16 protein-coding genes are annotated in these 18,909 nt (G+C 72.1%); 8 read left to right on the top strand and 8 right to left on the bottom strand.

Features of this window, described 5'->3' with window-relative positions; translation table 11 throughout:
- Nucleotides 1–84 precede the first annotated feature (84 nt).
- Entirely contained in the window at nucleotides 85–702 is a 618-nt protein-coding gene (locus tag AB0A95_RS11715; protein WP_357555641.1) for a DUF998 domain-containing protein, read from the top strand.
- On the opposite strand, the gene AB0A95_RS11710 is transcribed toward AB0A95_RS11715, so the two are convergent.
- Nucleotides 680–2,083 carry an NAD(P)H-quinone dehydrogenase gene (locus AB0A95_RS11710; RefSeq protein WP_357555640.1) on the bottom strand — a complete coding sequence of 468 codons (1,404 nt, stop codon included), beginning with the start codon at nucleotides 2,081–2,083 and terminating at the stop codon, nucleotides 680–682. The two genes, AB0A95_RS11715 and AB0A95_RS11710, sit on opposite strands and share 23 nt — an antisense overlap.
- A gap of 106 nt (nucleotides 2,084–2,189) precedes the next feature.
- Between AB0A95_RS11710 and AB0A95_RS11705 the strand changes: the two genes are divergently transcribed.
- On the top strand, nucleotides 2,190–2,645 hold the full coding sequence (locus tag AB0A95_RS11705; protein ID WP_130407236.1) for a gamma-glutamylcyclotransferase: 456 nt from the start codon (nucleotides 2,190–2,192) through the stop codon (nucleotides 2,643–2,645).
- A 75-nt stretch (nucleotides 2,646–2,720) separates the two neighbouring features.
- On the opposite strand, the gene AB0A95_RS11700 is transcribed toward AB0A95_RS11705, so the two are convergent.
- The 3 genes from AB0A95_RS11700 to AB0A95_RS11690 form a co-directional block, all read right to left on the bottom strand.
- Complete coding sequence (locus tag AB0A95_RS11700; RefSeq protein ID WP_357555639.1) at nucleotides 2,721–3,461, bottom strand: hypothetical protein; 741 nt, start codon at nucleotides 3,459–3,461, stop codon at nucleotides 2,721–2,723.
- Nucleotides 3,462–3,565: 104 nt separating this feature from the next.
- Nucleotides 3,566–4,549 carry a hypothetical protein gene (locus AB0A95_RS11695; RefSeq protein WP_357555638.1) on the bottom strand — a complete coding sequence of 328 codons (984 nt, stop codon included), beginning with the start codon at nucleotides 4,547–4,549 and terminating at the stop codon, nucleotides 3,566–3,568.
- Between the two features lie 4 nt (nucleotides 4,550–4,553).
- Nucleotides 4,554–5,186: an MBL fold metallo-hydrolase gene (locus AB0A95_RS11690; protein ID WP_357555637.1), complete on the bottom strand. Its 633-nt coding sequence runs from the start codon at nucleotides 5,184–5,186 to the stop codon at nucleotides 4,554–4,556.
- A 93-nt stretch (nucleotides 5,187–5,279) separates the two neighbouring features.
- On the opposite strand from AB0A95_RS11690, the gene AB0A95_RS11685 reads away from it, so the two are divergent.
- Nucleotides 5,280–6,272: a DUF4349 domain-containing protein gene (locus AB0A95_RS11685; RefSeq protein ID WP_357555744.1), complete on the top strand. Its 993-nt coding sequence runs from the start codon at nucleotides 5,280–5,282 to the stop codon at nucleotides 6,270–6,272.
- Here AB0A95_RS11685 and AB0A95_RS11680 read toward each other — a convergent pair.
- Nucleotides 6,229–7,488, bottom strand: coding sequence for an amidohydrolase (locus tag AB0A95_RS11680; RefSeq protein ID WP_357555636.1), 1,260 nt, complete (start codon nucleotides 7,486–7,488; stop codon nucleotides 6,229–6,231). The genes AB0A95_RS11685 and AB0A95_RS11680 overlap by 44 nt on opposite strands.
- Before the next feature lie 444 nt (nucleotides 7,489–7,932).
- On the bottom strand, nucleotides 7,933–9,516 hold the full coding sequence (locus AB0A95_RS11675) for a methylmalonyl-CoA mutase family protein (protein WP_357555635.1): 1,584 nt from the start codon (nucleotides 9,514–9,516) through the stop codon (nucleotides 7,933–7,935).
- A 206-nt stretch (nucleotides 9,517–9,722) separates the two neighbouring features.
- Here AB0A95_RS11675 and AB0A95_RS11670 point away from each other — a divergent pair, with 206 nt between their 5' ends.
- Nucleotides 9,723–11,816, top strand: a complete 2,094-nt coding sequence (locus AB0A95_RS11670; protein ID WP_357555634.1) for a protein kinase — start codon at nucleotides 9,723–9,725, stop codon at nucleotides 11,814–11,816.
- Between the two features lie 48 nt (nucleotides 11,817–11,864).
- Nucleotides 11,865–13,532 carry a phospho-sugar mutase gene (locus tag AB0A95_RS11665; RefSeq protein ID WP_357555633.1) on the top strand — a complete coding sequence of 556 codons (1,668 nt, stop codon included), beginning with the start codon at nucleotides 11,865–11,867 and terminating at the stop codon, nucleotides 13,530–13,532.
- A gap of 188 nt (nucleotides 13,533–13,720) precedes the next feature.
- On the opposite strand, the gene AB0A95_RS11660 is transcribed toward AB0A95_RS11665, so the two are convergent.
- Nucleotides 13,721–14,398 (bottom strand): GPP34 family phosphoprotein, encoded by a 678-nt coding sequence (locus AB0A95_RS11660; protein WP_357555632.1) that lies wholly within the window; start codon nucleotides 14,396–14,398, stop codon nucleotides 13,721–13,723.
- A 72-nt stretch (nucleotides 14,399–14,470) separates the two neighbouring features.
- The gene (upp, locus tag AB0A95_RS11655; protein ID WP_357241488.1) at nucleotides 14,471–15,103 is read right to left on the bottom strand and encodes a uracil phosphoribosyltransferase; all 633 of its coding nucleotides are present in this window, start codon (nucleotides 15,101–15,103) and stop codon (nucleotides 14,471–14,473) included.
- Between the two features lie 125 nt (nucleotides 15,104–15,228).
- On the opposite strand from upp, the gene deoC reads away from it, so the two are divergent.
- From deoC to AB0A95_RS11640, 3 genes are read left to right on the top strand one after another with little or no spacing between them, the layout of a single operon-like run.
- Entirely contained in the window at nucleotides 15,229–16,287 is a 1,059-nt protein-coding gene (gene deoC, locus AB0A95_RS11650) for a deoxyribose-phosphate aldolase (RefSeq protein ID WP_357555631.1), read from the top strand.
- A 6-nt stretch (nucleotides 16,288–16,293) separates the two neighbouring features.
- On the top strand, nucleotides 16,294–17,718 hold the full coding sequence (locus AB0A95_RS11645; RefSeq protein ID WP_357555630.1) for an aldehyde dehydrogenase family protein: 1,425 nt from the start codon (nucleotides 16,294–16,296) through the stop codon (nucleotides 17,716–17,718).
- A complete protein-coding gene (locus tag AB0A95_RS11640) occupies nucleotides 17,711–18,535 on the top strand; it encodes an aldehyde dehydrogenase family protein (protein WP_357555629.1) in 825 nt (274 codons plus the stop codon). Before AB0A95_RS11645 ends, AB0A95_RS11640 begins: the two co-directional genes overlap by 8 nt.
- The last annotated feature ends 374 nt before the right edge of the window (nucleotides 18,536–18,909 follow it).

Raw genomic sequence — 18,909 nt, 5'->3', positions numbered from 1 at the left:
GCGTACATCTAGGGGTGGTCCCCTGGGGCGATTTCGGTGGGCTTCCCGGATCCGGCTCGGGTGCCCGCGGCGACAGGCTGAGTCATGTCTGGAACCCGGAACACCGGCCTGCTGGCCCTCGGCGGGATCGCCCTGGCGGCGCTGCTCACCGTGATCGGCCACCTCGAAGTCAACGACGACCTCAACCCGTGGGCGCTGACCATCAGCGACTTCGCGGTCTCCGACCGGGGCGGCGCCATCGACGTCGCCATGGTGGTGCTGGCGCTCGCCACTGTGGCGCTGCTGTACGGGCTGCGCCGCACCGGCCCACCCCGACCGCGCGCCGGGACCGCCGAGCTGCTGCTCGGCGCATGGGTGGGCGGGCTGCTGCTGGCCGCGCTGGTGCCGACGAACGAGCCCGGCACCACCATGACCACCGCCGCGTACGTCCACCGGTACGCCTCGGTCGTCGCCTTCCTGGCGCTGCCGGTCGGCGGTTGGCTGCTCGCCCGCCGACCGGATCTGGCCCCCGCGGCCCGGACGCTACGCGCCCTCGTCCTGCTCAGCCTGGCCCTGGCAGCGGCCATGACCTGGTCCGCCTACCCCGGCGACCGGATGCTCATCGGCCTGGCCGAACGCCTGCTCATCCTCACCGAGGTAGCGGTGCTGGCCACTGTGGCGATGACCCAGACCCGGCGGGTCACTCCAGTTCGTGCAGCATGAGCTGGCGGGCCGCCTCGGTGATGGAGCCGGAGAGACTCGGGTAGATGGTGATGGTCTGGGCCAGCTCGTTGACCGTCAGGTTGTTCTCCACGGCCATGGTGATGGGCAGGATCAGCTCGCTGGCCTTCGGCGCGACCACCACACCGCCGATCACCTGGCCGCTGGCCGGACGGCAGAACAGCTTCACGAAGCCGTCGGAGAGGTCGTCCATCTTCGCCCGGGCGTTGCCGGACAGCGGCAGCATCACCTGCCGGGCCGGGGTCTTGCCCGCGTCCACCTCGTCCTGCGAGACGCCGACGGTGGCCAGCTCCGGGTCGGTGAAGACGTTCGCGGCGACGGTACGCAGCCGCAGCGGGCGCACCGCCTCACCGAGCGCGTGCCACATGGCGATCCGGCCCTGCATGGCGGCGACGCTTGCCAGCAGCAGCACCCCGGTGCAGTCGCCGGCGGCGTAGATGCCCGGCACGTTGGTCCGCGAGGCCCGGTCGACAGTCACGTAGCCGCCCCGGCCCAGCTCCACGCCGTACTCGGTCAGGCCCAGGTTGGCCGTGTTCGGGATGGACCCGACAGTGATCAGCGCGTGCGAGCCGGTGACCCTGCGGCCGTCGGAGAGTTCCACCTCGACACCGTCGGCGGTACGCCGGACCGCGTCGGCCCGGGAGTTGTTGAGGATCTCCATGCCCCGGTTACGGAAGACCCGCTCGATCGCGGACGCGGCGTCGGCGTCCTCGTGCGGCATCACCCGGTCCCGGCTGGACACCAGGGTGACCTGGACCCCCATCGCCAGGTACGCGCTGGCGAACTCCGCGCCGGTGACACCGGAACCGACAACGATCAGGTGCTCGGGCAGCTCCGGTAGGTCGTACACCTGGCGCCAGGTCAGGATGCGCTCGCCGTCCGGGACGGCGGTGGGCAACTGGCGGGGGGTCGAGCCGGTGGCCACCAGCACTGTGGTCGCCGCGATGGAGTATTCCTCGCCGCCGTCCGCGGGAGTCACGACGACCCGGTGGGTGTGCCCGAGGGCGTCCTCGCCGAGCCGCGCGGTGCCGGCCACGACGGTGACGCCGGCCTTGAGCAGCTTGGCGTGGATGTCGGCGGACTGCGCCAGCGCCAACCGCTTGACCCGCTCGTGCACGGCCCGCGCGTCGACGGTGACCGCCTCCAGGCCGTCCGAGTGCACCCCGAACTCCTCGGTGTCCCGGTAGCCGGTGACCACCTGGGAGCTGGCGATGAAGGTCTTCGACGGTACGCAGTCGGAGAGCACACACGCCCCGCCCGCCCCGTCGGCCTCGATCACTGTGACATCGGCGTCCAGTTGGGCGGCGACCAGGGCCGCCTCGTACCCGGCCGGCCCCCCACCGATGATCACGATCTGGCTCACAGCGTTCGCCCTTCATCCATGTTCACAGTGACTTTGTTCTCCCGAGCGCATTCGACACGCACTGTCGTATTCTCCCCCACCCGTCCGCCGGGCTATCGTCATCGCCGTGCGTCATCACGCCGCCTACGGCTCAAATCTCGACCCTGCCCGGATGCGTGCCTACTGTCCGCATTCGCCGATGGTGGGCACCGGCTGGCTGGAAGGCTGGCGGCTGACCTTCGCCGGGGCGGACGTGATCGGCTGGGAGGGCGCGGTGAGCACCCTCGTCGAGTCGCCCGGTGACCGGGTCTTCGTGGCGCTCTACGACATCCACCCGTACGACGCCGGCCAGCTCGACGAGATCGAGGGAGTGACCGCCGGCACGTACCGCAAGCTGCACGTCCGGGTCTCCACCCTCGACGGCGACGTGACCGCCTGGATCTACGTCTTCAACGGGTACGAGGGCGGCCTGCCGACGTCGTGGTATCTGTCCGAGATCGCGAACGCCGCCGAGAAGGCGGGCGCCCCGGACGACTACGTCACCGAACTGCGGTCCCGCCCCACCGGCACCGCGTCGGCGTAGCAGCGCGTATCGCACCCCTCCAGTCTGCTCCCGCCGCCGACCGGACCGGGGGCCGGGCCCGACCGGGGTCGGCAATCACACACCGGCGAGGTCGGCCCGGGTGTCGTGCAGCAACTCCACCAACTCGGCGCCGTCGGCCGGGCCGAGAGCCGTGAACGCCGGCGCGACGAGACGGTTGGTCACCGCCTCCGCCCAGAGTCGCCGGCGCACCAACGGCCCGATCGGCGGGTAGGGCGGCGGCCAACCGCAGGCCACCGCCCCGGCCTCCCCCTCCGGGCCGGCCAGCACCGCCTCCAGCGGGGTCATCCCGGCGGCGCGTACGGCCAGCAGGTAGGCGCCGGTGAAGTGTTCCCGCAGCAGTCGCAGCCCGGCGGCGCTCCGGGCGCCCGGGGAGAGATCCGGCAGTGGCATGACCCGCCACGCGGCGAAGAGCGGCATCCCGCTGGCGTCCGCCGCCGCCACCGCCCGCTCGACGAGCACCGCCAGGCGCTCGGTGGTGGGCAGGGCGTCGAGCTGCTGCGATCCCCACCGACAGCACTCGGCGAGACTCGCCGCCGCCACCTCGACGGGCGCGACGACCCGGGCGGCGGCGTCCCACCCGTCGGCGACCGCGTCCGGGGCGATGAACCCGAGAGCGGCGGCGGCCGTCTCGGCCCGCACGTCGCCGAGCGCGCCCGCGCGGCCACTGATGTAGAACGCCCAGCCGGAGATGCCGAGCAGCCGGGCACGACGCAACGTGGCCGGGTCCCGGGCGAACGCGTCGCCGAGGTCCAGCACGACGGGCTTGCTGGCGGCAGCGACCTGCTCCGGTGTCATCCGAGCGGCCCTCTCGGGCAGCCCGATCCGTCGGCCACGACGGGGCCCCGACCCGGGGTCACCCGCCCTGGACGGCCCGCACACTCGTCGTCGTCCATCGATTGTCAGTCTGCCGCGCCACCGCCCGCGTCCGCATCCCCCTCTTCGGCGGCCAACGCCTCGACCGCCGCCTCCACCTCACCCGCGCGCCGCCGCGCCACGGTGACCGCCCGCTCGGCGGCACGCCGAGCGAGTTTGGCCCGGCTGAGATCCTGCTCGGCGACCGCCCGCCGCCGCTCCAGCTCGGCCAGTTCGGCTTCGATCCCATCGAGTACGGCGGCGTCGTCCCGCTCCTGCCCGGCCGCCCCGGTCAGCTCGGCCTCCGCGCGCTGCTGGTCGGTACGGGCTTTGGCCAGCTCCCGGTCCAGGGCGCGGCGCTGCCGGGCCCGCTCGGCGCGGGCGGCCCGCTGCGCGGTCCGCTCGGCCTGCTCGGCGCGCTCCGCCGACCGGTCGGTGCGGGGCACCGCCTCGGGACGCCCCCGCTGGGCACCCGGTCGACGGGCCGGGCGTTTCTCCTGCGGCTCCTCGTCCTCCCCGGTGACCAACCTCAGCTGTGGCCGGGGCACCTCACCGAAGCCGGCGTAGCTTGTCGCCCGGAGCAGGCGGCCGGCCCGGACCTGCTCGGCGACCTCGACGTCGGAGAACGCCGCGTTCAGGGTCGCCTCCACCTCGGCCAGTGGCAGCCGACCGGCCGGTGGGGCGTCCGGCTCCGCCGCCGCGAGCTTGCGGACCTCGGCGACCAGGGCGCCGACCACCGCCCGGCGCTGCGCGGACAACTCCCGCAGCCGGGCACCCCGCAGCTCACGCTGGGCGGTGCGCAGCGCGTCGGCGAGTTGGACCAGGTCGGCGACCAGCTCCGGGCGTTGGATGGCGAGCAGGTTCACCAGCCAGGCGGCCACCGTCGGACGACGCAGCCGGGCCAACTGTCGGGCGGTGCCCGGATCGCCGGCACGGCGGGCCTCGGCCACGGCGGCGTCCCGGGCGGCCACGAACCGGTCCGGAGGGATGCGGTAGAGCTGCTGCACCAGCTCCGCTGAGGGGCCGGGCATCTCCTCAGACGTCCACCCGGCTGCCGGGCTCCAGCCGCTGGTACTCGGTGCCGGACAGCGCGGTGTACTGCCGGTCGAGCACGCCCAGCCCGTTGTCGTTGAGCAACGCGTCGTGCAGGGCGTACGCGCGCCGGGGCGCGACCGCGCGGATGAAGTCGACCACCTCGGAGAACTTCGACCAGGGGGCGTGGATCGGCGCGAAGAGGGTGTCGACGGGGGTCTCGTCGGGCACCACCAGGGAGTCGCCCGGGTGGTAGACCACGTCGTTGATCAGGTAACCGAGGTTGTCGATCACCGGGATGTCGGGGTGGATCACCGCGTGTCGCCCCCCGTACGCGCGGACGGCGACCCCGGCGGCGGTGAACGACTCGCCGGGGGCGACCGGGCGCAACGCCTCGGCCGTGTCGCCGAGTGCTCCGGCGAGCGAGGCCGGCCCGTGGATCGGGAACGGCTGCCTGTCGAGTTGCCGGCGCACCGCGGCCAGGTCGAGGTGGTCGGGGTGTTCGTGGGTGATCAGCACCGCGTCCGCACCGTCCAACGCCGTCGCGGAGTCGCTGAACACCCCGGGGTCGACGACGAGCACTCCCCCGTCGTGTTCGACCCGGAGGCAGGAGTGGGCGTACTTGGTGAGCCGCATCGTGACTCCTCGATTATCGAATCGTGATGTCCTCAGCGCAGTCTGCCGGAACCAGCCGACGCGTGCGCCGCGTCCGAGCTATCGCCACACCGGATCACGACGATGGGAGCGGGGATGGACGGACAGGTGGTACGACGCCGCGGCACACTGTTGGCGGCAACGGCACTGGCGGCGGCGCTGGTGTTGACCGGCTGCGGGGCCGGCGACGACGGGTCGACGGGCACCGCGGCCGACGCCCCGGCGAAGGGCGACGCCGCGAAACGGGACAACGCGGTGGCAGCACCCGAGGCCGCCGCGGACCCGCAGAAGGGCGGGGCCGGGGCACCACAGGAGGGCGGCACGGGTGCGGCGGACCTCCGTGTCGACCAGCGGGCCATCATCTACACCGGTTCGATGCGGGTGCAGGTGGACGATGTGGACGCCGAAGCCCGGGCGGTGAGCGCCCTGGTCACCCGCGCCGGTGGCTTCGTCGGCGGTGACCAGCGGCGCAGTGCCGACGCCGACGCGGTGGCGGAGTTGGAGTTGCGGGTGCCGGCGGCGAAGTTCACCGAAGTGGTGGACGAGATCGCGAAGCGCGGCAGTCAGCAGAGCCGGGAGATCAGCACCGAGGACGCCACCGAGGCGATCGTCGACCTCGACGCGCGCATCACCAGTCAGCGGGCCAGGGTGGACAGCGCCCGCCGGTTGCTGGCCCGCGCCAGCTCGATCACCGACCTGGTGTCGTTGGAGAACGAGTTGGGTCGCCGCGAGGCCGACCTGGCGTCGCTGGAGGCCAAGAAGCGGCGACTGGCCGACCTGACCGCCCTCTCCACGATCACCGTGACACTGGCCGGGCCGGCCGCGAAGGCCACCGAGGACAAGGCCGAGACCGGCTTTCTGGTCGGGCTCAAGGGCGGCTGGAAGGCGTTCGTCGCCTCGTTGACAGTCCTGCTCACCGTGCTCGGGGCGCTGCTGCCGTGGCTGGTGGCCCTCGGCGTACCGGTGGCGGCGCTGCTGCTGGTGCTGCGTCGGCGCAGGAGGGTCTCGATCCCGACCGCTCCCGTCAGCGCGCCGCCGCCAGTGCCCGCAGCGCGGTCTGCACCATGACGCGTACGCCGGCGGGGATGGCCCGCTCGTCCACGTCGAAGCTGGCCCGGTGCAGGTCGACGTTGGGACCCGCGCGACCCACACCGAGCCGGGCGAGGGCGCCGGGGACGTACTCCAGATACCAGGAGAAGTCCTCGCCGCCCATGCTCTGGGGTGTCTCGGCGATCCCCTCCGGGCCGAGCGCGGCGGCGGTGGCGGCGGTCAGCACCTGGATGGCCCGGGCGTCGTTGGACACCGGCGGTCGGCCGCGCAGGTATTCCAGGTCGACTGTGGCACCGGTCGGCGCGAGCACGTCCCGGACCACCTGAGCGACGATCTTGGGTGCCTGCTCCCACGTGTCGCGGTCCATCACCCGCAGGGTGCCGGAGGCGCTCGCCTCGGAGGGGATGACGTTGTAACGGGTGCCGGCCGAGGCGTGGCCGAAGACCAGCAGCAGACCACTGTTGGCCGGCACCCGACGGCTGACCAGGGCGGGCACCTCGGTGACCAGCCGGCCGAGCGCGTCGACCAGGTCGACGGTCAGGTGCGGGCGGGCGGTGTGCCCGCCCGGACCGGACAGCCGGACGGTGACGTTGTCGGCGGCCGCGGTGATCGGGCCGACCCGCAGCCCGACCCGCCCCACCGGCAGGTTCGGGTCGCAGTGCAGCGCGAAGATCTGCACCACGTCGTCCAGGCCGCCGGCCTCGATGACCTCGAGCGAGCCGCAGGGCAGGATCTCCTCGGCCGGCTGGAAGATGAGCCGGACGCGCCCGTCCAACTCACCCAGGTCCGCGAGTTGGGCCAGCAGCATGCCGACGCCGAGCAGGATCGTGGTGTGCACGTCGTGGCCGCAGGCGTGGCAGACGCCCGCCACTGTCGACCGGTAGGGCACGTCCTTGGAGTCGTCGAGTGGCAGGGCGTCGATGTCGGCGCGCAGTGCGACAACGGGGCCGTCCGGCCGCCCGTTGACGTCGCAGATCACGCCGTTGCCCTTGGGCAGCAGGCGCGGGTTGAGCCCGGCCAGCGAGAGCTCCCGGGCGATCAGTGCGGCCGTCTCGAACTCGGAGCCGGAGAGCTCAGGGTGCGAGTGGAGGTGACGTCGGGTAGCGATCAGCCCCGGCACACGGAGCGCCAGGAGGTGGTCAAGCTCGCGGGGCAGCGGTTCGGATCCCGGGGGCAGATCCGGCCAGGACGACACCAACTGGCCATCCGTGGGCAGCGTCAACGCACTCGTCACGTCGAATTCTCGATCAGTAGAAACGGATGGATCATCGGGGACAGCAGACAGCCTAGACCTCCGACGGTGACGCTGCGCAACCTCGTTACGGTAGTGATCGGACCGCACAGCGTCAGGTATGCCCTGTTCCGGGCGCTCGGAGATGTCTGGGACAGCAGGTAGATCGCTATCGAACGCCGACATCCGTCCCTCACCTCCTACAACGCGTAACCAATCGGGGCGGCGTGAACCTGACGAACACGCGCGGGCCACTGGTGCAAATTGTCGCATTAGTCGGGGTGATGAACTGACACTCCGACAATTAGCCGACCACACTCCGCAACCAGCCGGATAGGGACGCTCACATGACGCCGGCCACCGCGGGCGCACACCGTGTGCGTCCGCGGTCCCCCGATCCGGTACCCGCCAGACCCGGCCCACAACCGCGTGCGCGACCGGAAACGGTCAGAAGCGGTCGGTGGGCCGGTACAGCCCCCACACCTCGCGCAGCGTCCCGCACACCTCACCCACAGTGGCCCGAGCGCGCAGCGCCTCCTTCATCGGGTAGAGCACGTTGTCCGACCCCTCCGCGGCGGCGCGCAGATCGGCGAGGGCCCGCGTCACAGCGTCGGCGTCCCGCTCGGAGCGCAACCGCGCCAGCCGCTCGGCCTGGGCCGCCTCGATCGTCGGGTCCACGCGCAACGGCTCGTACGGCTCCTCCTCGTCCACCGTGAACCGGTTGAGCCCCACCACCACCCGCTCACCCGAGTCGATCTCCTGCGCGATCCGGTACGCGGACTGCTCGATCTCCCGCTTCTGGAACCCGGCCTCGATGGCGTCCACCGCCGAGCCATGATCGGCCACCCGCTCCATCAACTCCAGGGCGGCGGCCTCGATCTCGGCGGTCATCGCCTCCACCACGTACGAGCCGGCGAACGGGTCGACGGTGGCGGTCAGGTCGGTCTCGTACGCCAGCACCTGCTGGGTGCGCAGCGCGAGCCGGGCGGCCTTCTCGGTGGGCAGCGCGATCGCCTCGTCGAAGCTGTTGGTGTGCAGCGACTGCGTGCCGCCGAGCACCGCGCCCAGCCCCTGCACCGCCACCCGGACCAGGTTGACCTCCGGCTGCTGCGCGGTGAGCTGCACGCCGGCCGTCTGCGTGTGGAACCGCAGCATCATCGACTTCGGATCCCTGGCGCCGAAGTCGTCGTGCATCAGTCGGGCCCAGATCCGCCGGGCGGCGCGGAACTTCGCCACCTCCTCCAGCAGTGTGGTGCGGGCCACGAAGAAGAACGACAGCCGGGGCGCGAAGTCGTCCACCGCGAGCCCGGCGGCCAGCGCCGCCCGCACGTACTCGACACCGTTGGCGAGGGTGAACGCGATCTCCTGCGCGGGCGTCGCGCCGGCCTCGGCCATGTGGTAGCCGGAAATGGAAATCGTGTTCCACTTCGGCACCTCCTTGCGGCAGTACGCGAACGTGTCAGCGACCAGGCGCAGCGACGGCTTCGGCGGGAAGATGTAGGTGCCCCGGGCGATGTACTCCTTGAGGATGTCGTTCTGGATCGTGCCGTTGAGCGCCGCGCCGGGCACCCCGTTCTCCTCGGCGACGAGCTGGTAGAGCAGCAGCAGCACCGAGCCGGGCGCGTTGATGGTCATCGAGGTGGAGACCTTGTCCAGCGGGATGTCGGCGAAGAGCAGCCGCATGTCCTCGATGGAGTCGATCGCGACGCCCACCTTGCCGACCTCGCCGTGCGCGATCGGCTCGTCGGAGTCGTAGCCCATCTGGGTCGGCAGGTCGAAGGCGACCGAGAGGCCCATCGTGCCGGCCCGCAACAGTTGGTGATAGCGCGCGTTGGACTCGGTGGCGGTGCCGAAGCCGGCGTACTGGCGCATGGTCCACGGACGGGAGGTGTACATGGTGGGATAAACCCCCCGGGTGTACGGAAACTCGCCGGGGGCGCCCAGCCTGGAGTCCAGATCCTCCGGAAGGTCGGCACCCGTGTAGACGCCCTTGATCGGGAACCCGGACTCGCTTGACCGCCGTTCGCTCATCCCCGGATGGTAGGACGCGCAGGCAGCCGCCGGGCGGAGGGATACCGCACAGCGGATTCCGACCCGCCCACAGGAGGTGAACGGAGGAGCACTTTCCGTCGACTTCGACAAACGTCCGTCGCGTCGGCTTTCGCATCGGGCGTCGGAACCAGCAAGATAGGGGGGTTGTGTCCCAGCCCCCCTCGATTTCCCCCGGTGGCTTTTCTGTGACTCAGATCCCGACGTGGAGCGGCGGACCAGTCAGTCCCGCCAACGGCCGCGCAGCACCCGGCACCACCATCGGTGACCGGTACGCGCTGCGGTCTTCGGTGGGCAACGGCGGCATGGGCACGGTGTGGCGCGCCACCGATACCCTGCTCCGCCGCGACGTGGCGGTGAAGGAGGTCGTCCTGCCCCCGGGGCTGGCCCCCAGCGACCGCGACGCCATGTACGAACGCACCCTGCGCGAGGCGCGGGCCGCCGCCGCCATCCAGCACCCGGCCGTGGTGCAGGTGTACGACGTGGTCACCGAGGCCGGCCGGCCGTGGATCGTGATGGAGCTGCTGGACGCCCGCAGCCTCGCCGACATGGTGATCGAGGACGGGCCGGTCGCGCCCCGCGCCGTCGCCAAGATCGGCATCGCGCTGCTCGGCGCGTTGGAGGTGGCGCACGCGATCGGCGTGCTGCACCGCGACGTCAAGCCGGCCAACGTGCTGATCTGCACCGACGGGCGCTGCGTGCTCACCGACTTCGGTGTCGCCCGGATGCCCACCGACGTGCAGCTCACCACCCCCGGCATGGTGCTCGGCTCGCCGCACTTCATCTCGCCCGAGCGGGCCATGGGCCAGGAGTTCGGCCCGCCGAGCGACCTCTTCTCGCTGGGTGTGACGCTTTACACGGCGGTGGAGGGGCGGCCCCCGTTCGACAAGGGTGACCCGATCGAGACCATGCACGCCGTGGTCGAGGACCCGCCCGCCCCGCCGCAGCGCAGCGGCCCGCTGACCCGCGTGCTGATGGGCCTGCTGGAGAAGGACCCGGCCCGCCGACTGGACGTGCACACCTCTCGGGCCATGTTGCGCGAGCTGCTCGCCGGTCCGCTGGGCAGCACCGCGACCGCGGTGCACTCGGTCACCGACCCGTACGCGGTGGTGCCGGTGCAGCAACGCCCGGTGCCCGTCCTCCCACCGGCCCAGCCGGAGCCGAAGCCGGACAACCAGATCGGTGGCCCGGCGATGCTGGCCCCGAACGAGTCCCTGACCGACCGGCTGGCCGCGCTGCGCCGGGGCGAACGCCCGAAGCCGGTCACCCCGGTCGGCGGCAGCGGGTTCGACGAGACAAGCGCCGACGCGTTGGCCGGCCCGTTGCACACCCCCACCGGCGCGATGCCCGGCCCCGACCAGCAGCCCAGCGGGCGCACCTACGGCGGCAGCTCCGACGCCACCCAACGGGTGGACGCCGGCGCACACCCGGACGCCACCCAGCGGGTCAGCTACGGCAACCCGGCCGACGCCACCCAGCAGGTCGGCTACGGCGGCGCACCGGAGGCCACCCAACGCATCGGCGGTGGCGCACCGCAGGCCGCCCAGCGCGGCGGCACCTACGGCGGCGGCAACCAGTGGTCGGTGCCGGGTACCGGCCAACCCTGGGCCACGCCGCCCGCCGCGTCCGGCGGCGGGGGCGCGCTGGGCAAGGTCCGCGCCACCGGTGGTCAGCTCGTCAGCACGGTCAAGGGCTGGCCCCGCAAGGTGCAGCTCGCCGCGGCCGGCGGGTTGGCCGTCGTGCTGCTGCTCACCGTGGTGGCCCTGTCCAGCGGCGACGACCCCCCGCCGAACACCCCGGCGGCCCAGCCCACCGCGTCCGCCCCGGCGGCTCCCACCGTCGAGATGCAGGAGCACGCGGCCCGCGGGATCCAGGTATCGGTCCCCCAAGGCTGGACGAAGGCCACCGGCGCCAGCTACTTCGACTACGTCGACCCGGGGGACGAGGGCCGCAAGCTTCGGATCCTGACCGAGAAGTGGAGTGGCAGCCCCACCCGCTGGGCGGAAAGCGCCCAGAACTTCCTCAGGACCAAGAGCACGACCTGCAAGAAGCCATACAAGCAGGTTTCCATCAGCGAAAAAGAATCAGCAGGCAGCCCCGGAGTCGAATTTGAGTACACCTGCGGCGAAGGTGGAGACATGCGCCACGGCGTATGGCACGCGGTGGTCAACAACGGCAAGGCCTACTCGTTCTACCTCACCGCAAGTGAGGCCGCGTTCGCCGAGAGCAAGCCGATCTTCGACGAGATGGTCAAGACGTTCCAGCTGACCGGGGAAGGCTGAGCCGGAGGGAACCGCCAGCGGTGATCCGCCGCCGTGCTATCAAGGGGCATGGCGGCGGACACCACTGACATCGACGACATTCGCGAGCAAGCCCGACGCTGGCTCGCCGACGACCCCGACCCGGTCAGCCGGGACGAGCTGACGGCGGTGCTCGACCGGCTGCCGGCGAGCGCCCCCGAGCTGGCCGACCGGTTCGCCGGCCCGCTGACCTTCGGCACGGCGGGCCTGCGGGGCCCGCTGCGCGCCGGCCCGAACGGGATGAACCTCGCCGTGGTCACCCAGGCCGCTGCCGGCCTGGTCGGCTGGCTCGCGGCCCAGGGCGGCACCGGCCCCCTGGTGATCGGGTACGACGCTCGGCACGGCTCCCGGCAGTTCGCCGAACGGACCGCCCAGGTGGCGACCGGGGCGGGCCGCCCGGCGCTGCTGCTGCCCCGCCCGCTGCCCACCCCGGTGCTGGCGTACGCCGTGCGCCACCTCGGCGGTGTCGCCGGGGTGATGGTCACGGCCAGCCACAACCCGCCCCAGGACAACGGCTACAAGGTCTACCTCGGCGCGGAGCTGGGCGGTGACCTGGGCTCGGGTGCGCAGATCGTGCCGCCCGCCGACGCCGGCATCGAAGCCGCCATCCGAGCGGTCGGACCGCTGACCCAGGTGCCGCTGGGCGAGCCCGGTCAGGTGCTCGGCGACGACCTGGTCGCCTCGTACGTGGAACGGGCCACCGCGGTGATCGACCCGGACGGGCCCCGGGACCTGATGGTGGCGTACACCCCGCTGCACGGGGTGGGCGCGGCGGTGCTCACCGCCGCCTTTGCCCGCGCTGGTTTCCCGGTTCCCGGCGTGGTGCCCGACCAGGCCGAGCCGGACCCGGCATTTCCGACAGTGTCGTTTCCCAACCCGGAGGAGCCGGGGGCGGTGGACCGGCTGATCGCGCTGGCCGACTCCACCGGCGCGGACCTCGCCATCGCCAACGACCCGGACGCGGACCGGTGTGCGGTGGTCGTCCGGGACGACCGCGACGGCTGGCGGATGCTGCGCGGCGACGAGGTGGGCGTCCTGCTCGCCGACCACCTGATGCGCCGTGGGGTGACCGGGCTCTACGCCACCACCATCGTGTCGTCGTCCCTGCTGCGGGCGATGTGCGCGGCCCGGGGCCTGCCCTACGACGAGACACTGACCGGCTTCAAGTGGATCGTGCGGGCCGGCGGTGGCAGCGCGCCGCTGGTCTTCGGGTACGAGGAGGCGCTCGGCTACTGCGTCGCCCCGGAACACGTCCGGGACAAGGACGGCATCACCGCCGCGCTGACCGTGGCCGAGCTGGCCGCCGGGCTCAAGACACAGGGCCGCACGTTGACCGACCGGCTGGACGAGCTTGCCGCCGAGTTCGGCGTGCACCACACCGACCAGCTCTCCGTCCGGGTGGACGACCTGCGGGTGATCGTCGACGCGATGGCCCGGATCCGGGCGGCCACCCCGACCACCCTGCTCGGGCAGCCGGTCGACAGTGTCCGGGACCTGCTACCCGAGTCGGACGTGGTGATCCTGCGGACCGCTGTGGCCCGGGTGGTGATCCGTCCGTCCGGGACCGAGCCGAAGCTCAAGGCGTACCTCGAGGTGGTGGAACCGGTCGTGGACGGTGACGTGCCGGCGGCCCGTAGTCGGGCGGCGTCGGCAGTCGCCGCACTCCGCGCCGAGGTCAGCGCCGCCCTCGGCATCTGAGCCCAGGGGTCCCACCCACCACAAGTCCGTCCTTTGCTCTGCACCCGCGGAGGCGCCGGTCACCTGTCGCCCGGTGGCGCCTCGGCGGGTGCAGAGCGGCCGGGTGTGGTGCCTCGGCGGGTGCAGAGCCGGGTGGTGCCTCCGCGGGTGCAGAGCAAAGGGCGCGCCGAGCGGGGTCGGCCCGACGGTCAGCGACGCGGGCCGAGGGCCTGGTCGACGGCCCGGCCCAGAGCGGCGACGACCAGGCCGACCGAGGGACGGACGACCGAGTCGTCGGTGCTCACCTCACCGGAGAAGCCGGCGCCGGTGGCGATCTCCTCCAGCCGGCGGCGCGCGTCGGCGGCGGTCTCGCCGTCCACTCCGAGCGCGGACTCCATCCGCAGCACCACGACCAGGGTGGCCAGCGCGGCGGTCCGCTCGTCCGGGGCCGCCGCGCCGGCCAGGGCCTCGGCCAGCCGCTGCCGGGTCTCCGCCTCGACGGAGGCGTCCACCACCGGGTAGCGGTGCACGTGGATGAAGCCCAGCTCGGTCTCGTCGACGTCGCGGACCACACCCTGGCTGCACAGATCCCCGAGAATCCGGTCCCGCAGGCCGTGCCGCAGGCGCTGCACCCAGGAGGCCGGGCTGTGCGGGGTGTCGGCCGCGACCCGGCCCAACACCTCGTCGGCGACCGGCTCGCCGGTCGGCGTCGGGTCGATCACCGCCAACGATCCGTCGGCGTACGCGATCCGGCCGGCCAGGGCCAGCTCGACAAGCACCGCGGCGGCCATGCCCAGGTCCAGGCTGATTCGCGGCATTGTCGCCTTGCCGGTCGTGTCGTCGTAGGCGAGAAGCAACAACTCCTCGGCGAGCGCAACACCAGTCATGGCCGGAGACGGTAGCGGGTCCGCGCACACCGCGCACGGACCCGCCCGACCCGACACCGACCGGGTGCCCCCTCAGAAGCGGGGCATGCCACCGAACTGACGGTCTCCGGCGTCGCCGAGCCCGGGGACGATGAACATGCGATCGTTGAGCCCCTCGTCGATCGAGGCCGTGACCAGGCGCAACGGCAGACCGGAGCGTTCCAGCCGCTCGATGCCGACCGGCGCGGCGAGCACGCAGAGCACTGTGATGTCGGTGCAGCCCCGGTCGGCCAGCAGCCGGCAGGAGTGCTCCAGCGAGCCACCGGTCGCCAACATCGGGTCCAGCACCAGCACCGGGAGTCCGGCCAGATCGCGGGGCAACGACTCCATGTACGCGCGCGGCTCGTAGGTCTCCTCGTCGCGAGCCAGGCCGACGAAGCCCATCGAGGACTCCGGCAGCAGGCCGAGCGCGGCGTCCGCCATGCCCAGGCCGGCCCGCAGCACCGGGACCAGCAGCGGCGGGTTGGCCAGCCGGGTGCCCTCGGTGCCGGTGACCGGCGTCTGCACCGGGTACCGCTCGACGGGGAAGGTGCGCGCCGCCTCGTACACCAGCATGGTGGTCAGTTCGTGCAGCGCGGCCCGGAACGTCGAGGAATCGGTGCGCGCGTCCCGCATGGCAGTCAACCGGGACTGGGCCAGCGGGTGGTCAATGACGTGTACGTCCACGATCGCTCAACCTACCGGTCCACCCGCGCGGCGGTGTGGCTGCGCTCGGACCAGCGACGCCGCTCACGTCCGCCCACCCACCGTGAGCAAGATCACTTAGCTTTCCGGTGCGTAGACTTCGGGGCATGACGGCGACAACGACGTCGGCCCGGTCGGAGCTCTCCGAGCTGGGACGATCCGAGACCGCTCTGCGGACCTTCCTGCACGGCCTACCGGGCGTGGACCAGGTCGGCGCGGAGCAGCGGGCGGCACAGCTCGGCACCCGATCCATCAAGACCACCGCCAAGGCCCAGGCGATCGACCTGGCGATCCGCATGGTCGACCTGACCACCCTGGAAGGGGCGGACACCCCCGGCAAGGTGCGCGCGCTCGCCGCGAAGGCGCTGCGCCCGGACCCGTCCGACCCGTCCTGCCCGCACGTCGGCGCGGTCTGCGTCTACCCGGCGATGGTCCCGTACGTCGCCGAGGTGCTGCGCGGCAGCGCCGCCGGAGTCGGGCGGCCAGCCGGCGGACCGGTCGAGGCGGCCGGCGCCGCGCCGGCCGGACCCGGCATCGTTCACCTGGCCAGCGTGGCGACGGCATTCCCGTCCGGCCAGGCGCCACTGGAGATCAAACTCGCCGACACCCGGGCCGCCGTGGCGGCCGGCGCCGACGAGATCGACATGGTGATCAACCGGGGTGCGTTCCTGGCCGGGCGGTACAAGGAGGTCTACGACGAGATCGTCGCGGTTAAGGAAGCCTGCGGCCCTGCTGATGGCGGTCGCCGAGGGCGCCCGGCAGCCCACCTCAAGGTGATCCTGGAGACCGGCGAGCTGGCCACCTACGACAACGTGCGACGGGCCTCCTGGCTGGCCATGCTGGCCGGCGGCGACTTCATCAAGACCTCCACCGGCAAGGTCCCGGTCGCGGCGACGATGCCGGTGACCCTGGTGATGCTGGAGGCGGTCCGCGACTTCCGCGAGGCGACCGGACGGCAGGTGGGCGTGAAGCCCGCCGGTGGCATCAAGACCACCAAGGACGCCATCAAGTACCTGGTGATGGTCAACGAGACAGTCGGCCCGGACTGGCTCGACCCGGACTGGTTCCGCTTCGGCGCGTCCAGCCTGCTCAACGACCTGCTGATGCAGCGCACCAAGCTGACGACCGGCGTCTACTCCGGTCCCGACTACTTCACCCTGGACTGATAGCCGATGTTCGAATACGCCCCTGCGCCAGAGTCGCGCGCGATCGTCGACCTCAAGCCGTCCTACGGTTTGTTCATCGACGGCGAGTTCGTCGACGGCGAGGATCTCCACAAGACGATCAATCCTGCTTCGGAGGAGGTACTCGCCGAGGTCACCTGGGCCGGCGCCGCCGACGTCGAGCGCGCGGTACGCGCCGCCCGCAAGGCGTACGACAAGGTCTGGGGTCCGATGCCGGGCCGGGACCGGGCCAAGTACCTGTACCGGATCGCCCGACTCGTCCAGGAACGCTCCCGCGAGCTGGCCGTCCTGGAATCACTGGACAACGGCAAACCGATCCGGGAGAGCCGCGACGTCGACCTGCCGCTCGTCGCCGCGCACTTCTTCTACTACGCGGGTTGGGCCGACAAGCTGGGTCATGCCGGCTTCGGGCCGAACCCGCGGCCGGTCGGCGTGGCCGCGCAGGTCATCCCCTGGAACTTCCCGCTGCTGATGCTGGCCTGGAAGATCGCCCCGGCGCTCGCCGCCGGCAACACCGTGGTGCTGAAGCCAGCCGAGACCACCCCGCTGACCGCGCTGCTCTTCGCCGAGATCTGCCAGCAGGCCGACCTGCCGGCAGGTGTGGTCAACATCCTCACCGGCGCCGGGGACACCGGTCGCACGCTCGTCGAGCACCCCGGCGTGGACAAGGTCGCCTTCACCGGCTCCACCGAGGTCGGCCGGGCCATCGCCCGGTCCGTCGCCGGCACCCGCAAGAAGCTCACCCTGGAGCTGGGCGGCAAGGCCGCCAACATCGTCTTCGACGACGCCCCCATCGACCAGGCCGTCGAGGGCATCGTCAACGGCATCTTCTTCAACCAGGGGCACGTCTGCTGCGCCGGCTCCCGGCTGCTGGTTCAGGAGAACGTCGCCGACCGCGTGCTGGAGTCGCTGAAGCGGCGGATGGCCCAACTCCGGGTCGGCGACCCACTGGACAAGAACACCGACGTCGGCGCGATCAACTCCGCCGCCCAGCTGGAACGGATCCGCGAACTCTCCGACGCCGGCTCCGCCGAGGGCGCCGAGCGCTGGTCACCGCCGTGCGACCTGCCCGACCGGGGCTTCTGGTTCGCGCCGACCATCTTCACCGGGGTCACCCAGGCCCACCGCATCGCCCGCGAGGAGATCTTCGGCCCGGTGCTGTCGGTGCTCACCTTCCGCACCCCGGCCGAGGCCGTGGAGAAGGCCAACAACACGCCGTACGGGCTGTCGGCCGGCATCTGGACCGACAAGGGTTCGCGGATCCTGTGGATGGCCGACCGGCTGCGCGCCGGCGTGGTCTGGGCCAACACGTTCAACAAGTTCGACCCCACCTCGCCGTTCGGTGGCTACAAGGAGTCGGGCTACGGTCGCGAGGGCGGCCGGCACGGGCTGGAGGGGTACCTCAATGTCTGAGCGGGTCGCGGTACGCAAGACGTACAAGCTCTTCATCGGCGGGAAGTTCCCGCGCAGCGAGTCGGGACGGTCGTATCTCGTGCAGTCCTCGAATGTGTCACTGGCCTCCCGCAAGGACGCCCGGGACGCGGTGGTCGCCGCCCGCGCCGCCGTCAAGGGCTGGGCCGGCGCTACCGCGTACAACAGGGGTCAGATCCTCTACCGGGCCGCCGAGATGCTGGAGGGCCGCCGCGAGCAGTTCGTCGCCCTCGGCATCCCCGGCGACGAGGTGGACGCCGCGGTCGACCGCTGGGTCTGGTACGCCGGTTGGGCCGACAAGCTCGCCCAGGTCTACGGGGGCGCCAACCCGGTCGCCGGCCCCTACTTCAACATCTCCGCCCCGGAGCCGACCGGCGTGGTCGCTGTGGTCGCCCCGGAGCGCCCGGCGCTGCTCGGCCTGGTCAGCGTCATCGCCCCGGCGATCGTCAGCGGCAACACCGTGGTGGTGGCGGCGTCGCCGTCGGAGCCACTGGCGGCGGTGACGCTGGCCGAGGTGTTGGCCACCTCCGACCTGCCCGGCGGGGTGGTCAACATCCTCACCGGCGCGATCACCGAGACCGCGCCGGCACTGGCGGCCCACATGGACGTCAACGCGATCGACCTGACCGGGGTGACCGACACCGCACTCGCCACCGACCTTGAGGTCAAGGCCGCGGAGAACCTCAAGCGGGTGCTCCGCCCGGCCTCGGCCGACCACGACTGGACCGCCGACCCGGGGGTGGCGCCGATGACAGCGCTGTTGGAGACGAAGACGGTGTGGCACCCCAAGGGGGTGTGATCGCTTCTGTCCTCGGCCTTGGGGTTTCCGGGGGAGCCCGCCCACTCCGGGCGGTCAGGCTTGATCCCTGCGTGGGCGGGCTCCCCCGGAAAACCTGACGTGGGCCAGGGCCGTCTGGGCGTTGATCTCGCTGGCTGGTGCCCCGGGTTGGGTCACCAGCCAGCGGGCGTTCGGGGCCTCCGGTCCTCGACTCCCCGCCGCCCCGCCGCCCCGCGTGCTGTTCAAGATCCGCGCAACTTCGGTGATGTTGCTGCCTCCGGCGCGTCCGAGGCAGCAACATCCCTGTTCTCGCGCAGATCTTGTGCCGGCGCCCCGGGCCGGACGTGGTGTCGGGGGTGGGGGTCGAGGGGTGTGGGGTGGGTGGAGGGCTGGGG

It is taken from the genome of Micromonospora sp. NPDC049230 (assembly GCF_040647875.1).
Taxonomy (GTDB): domain Bacteria; phylum Actinomycetota; class Actinomycetes; order Mycobacteriales; family Micromonosporaceae; genus Micromonospora.
This window is presented reverse-complemented; position numbering and strand designations above follow the sequence as displayed.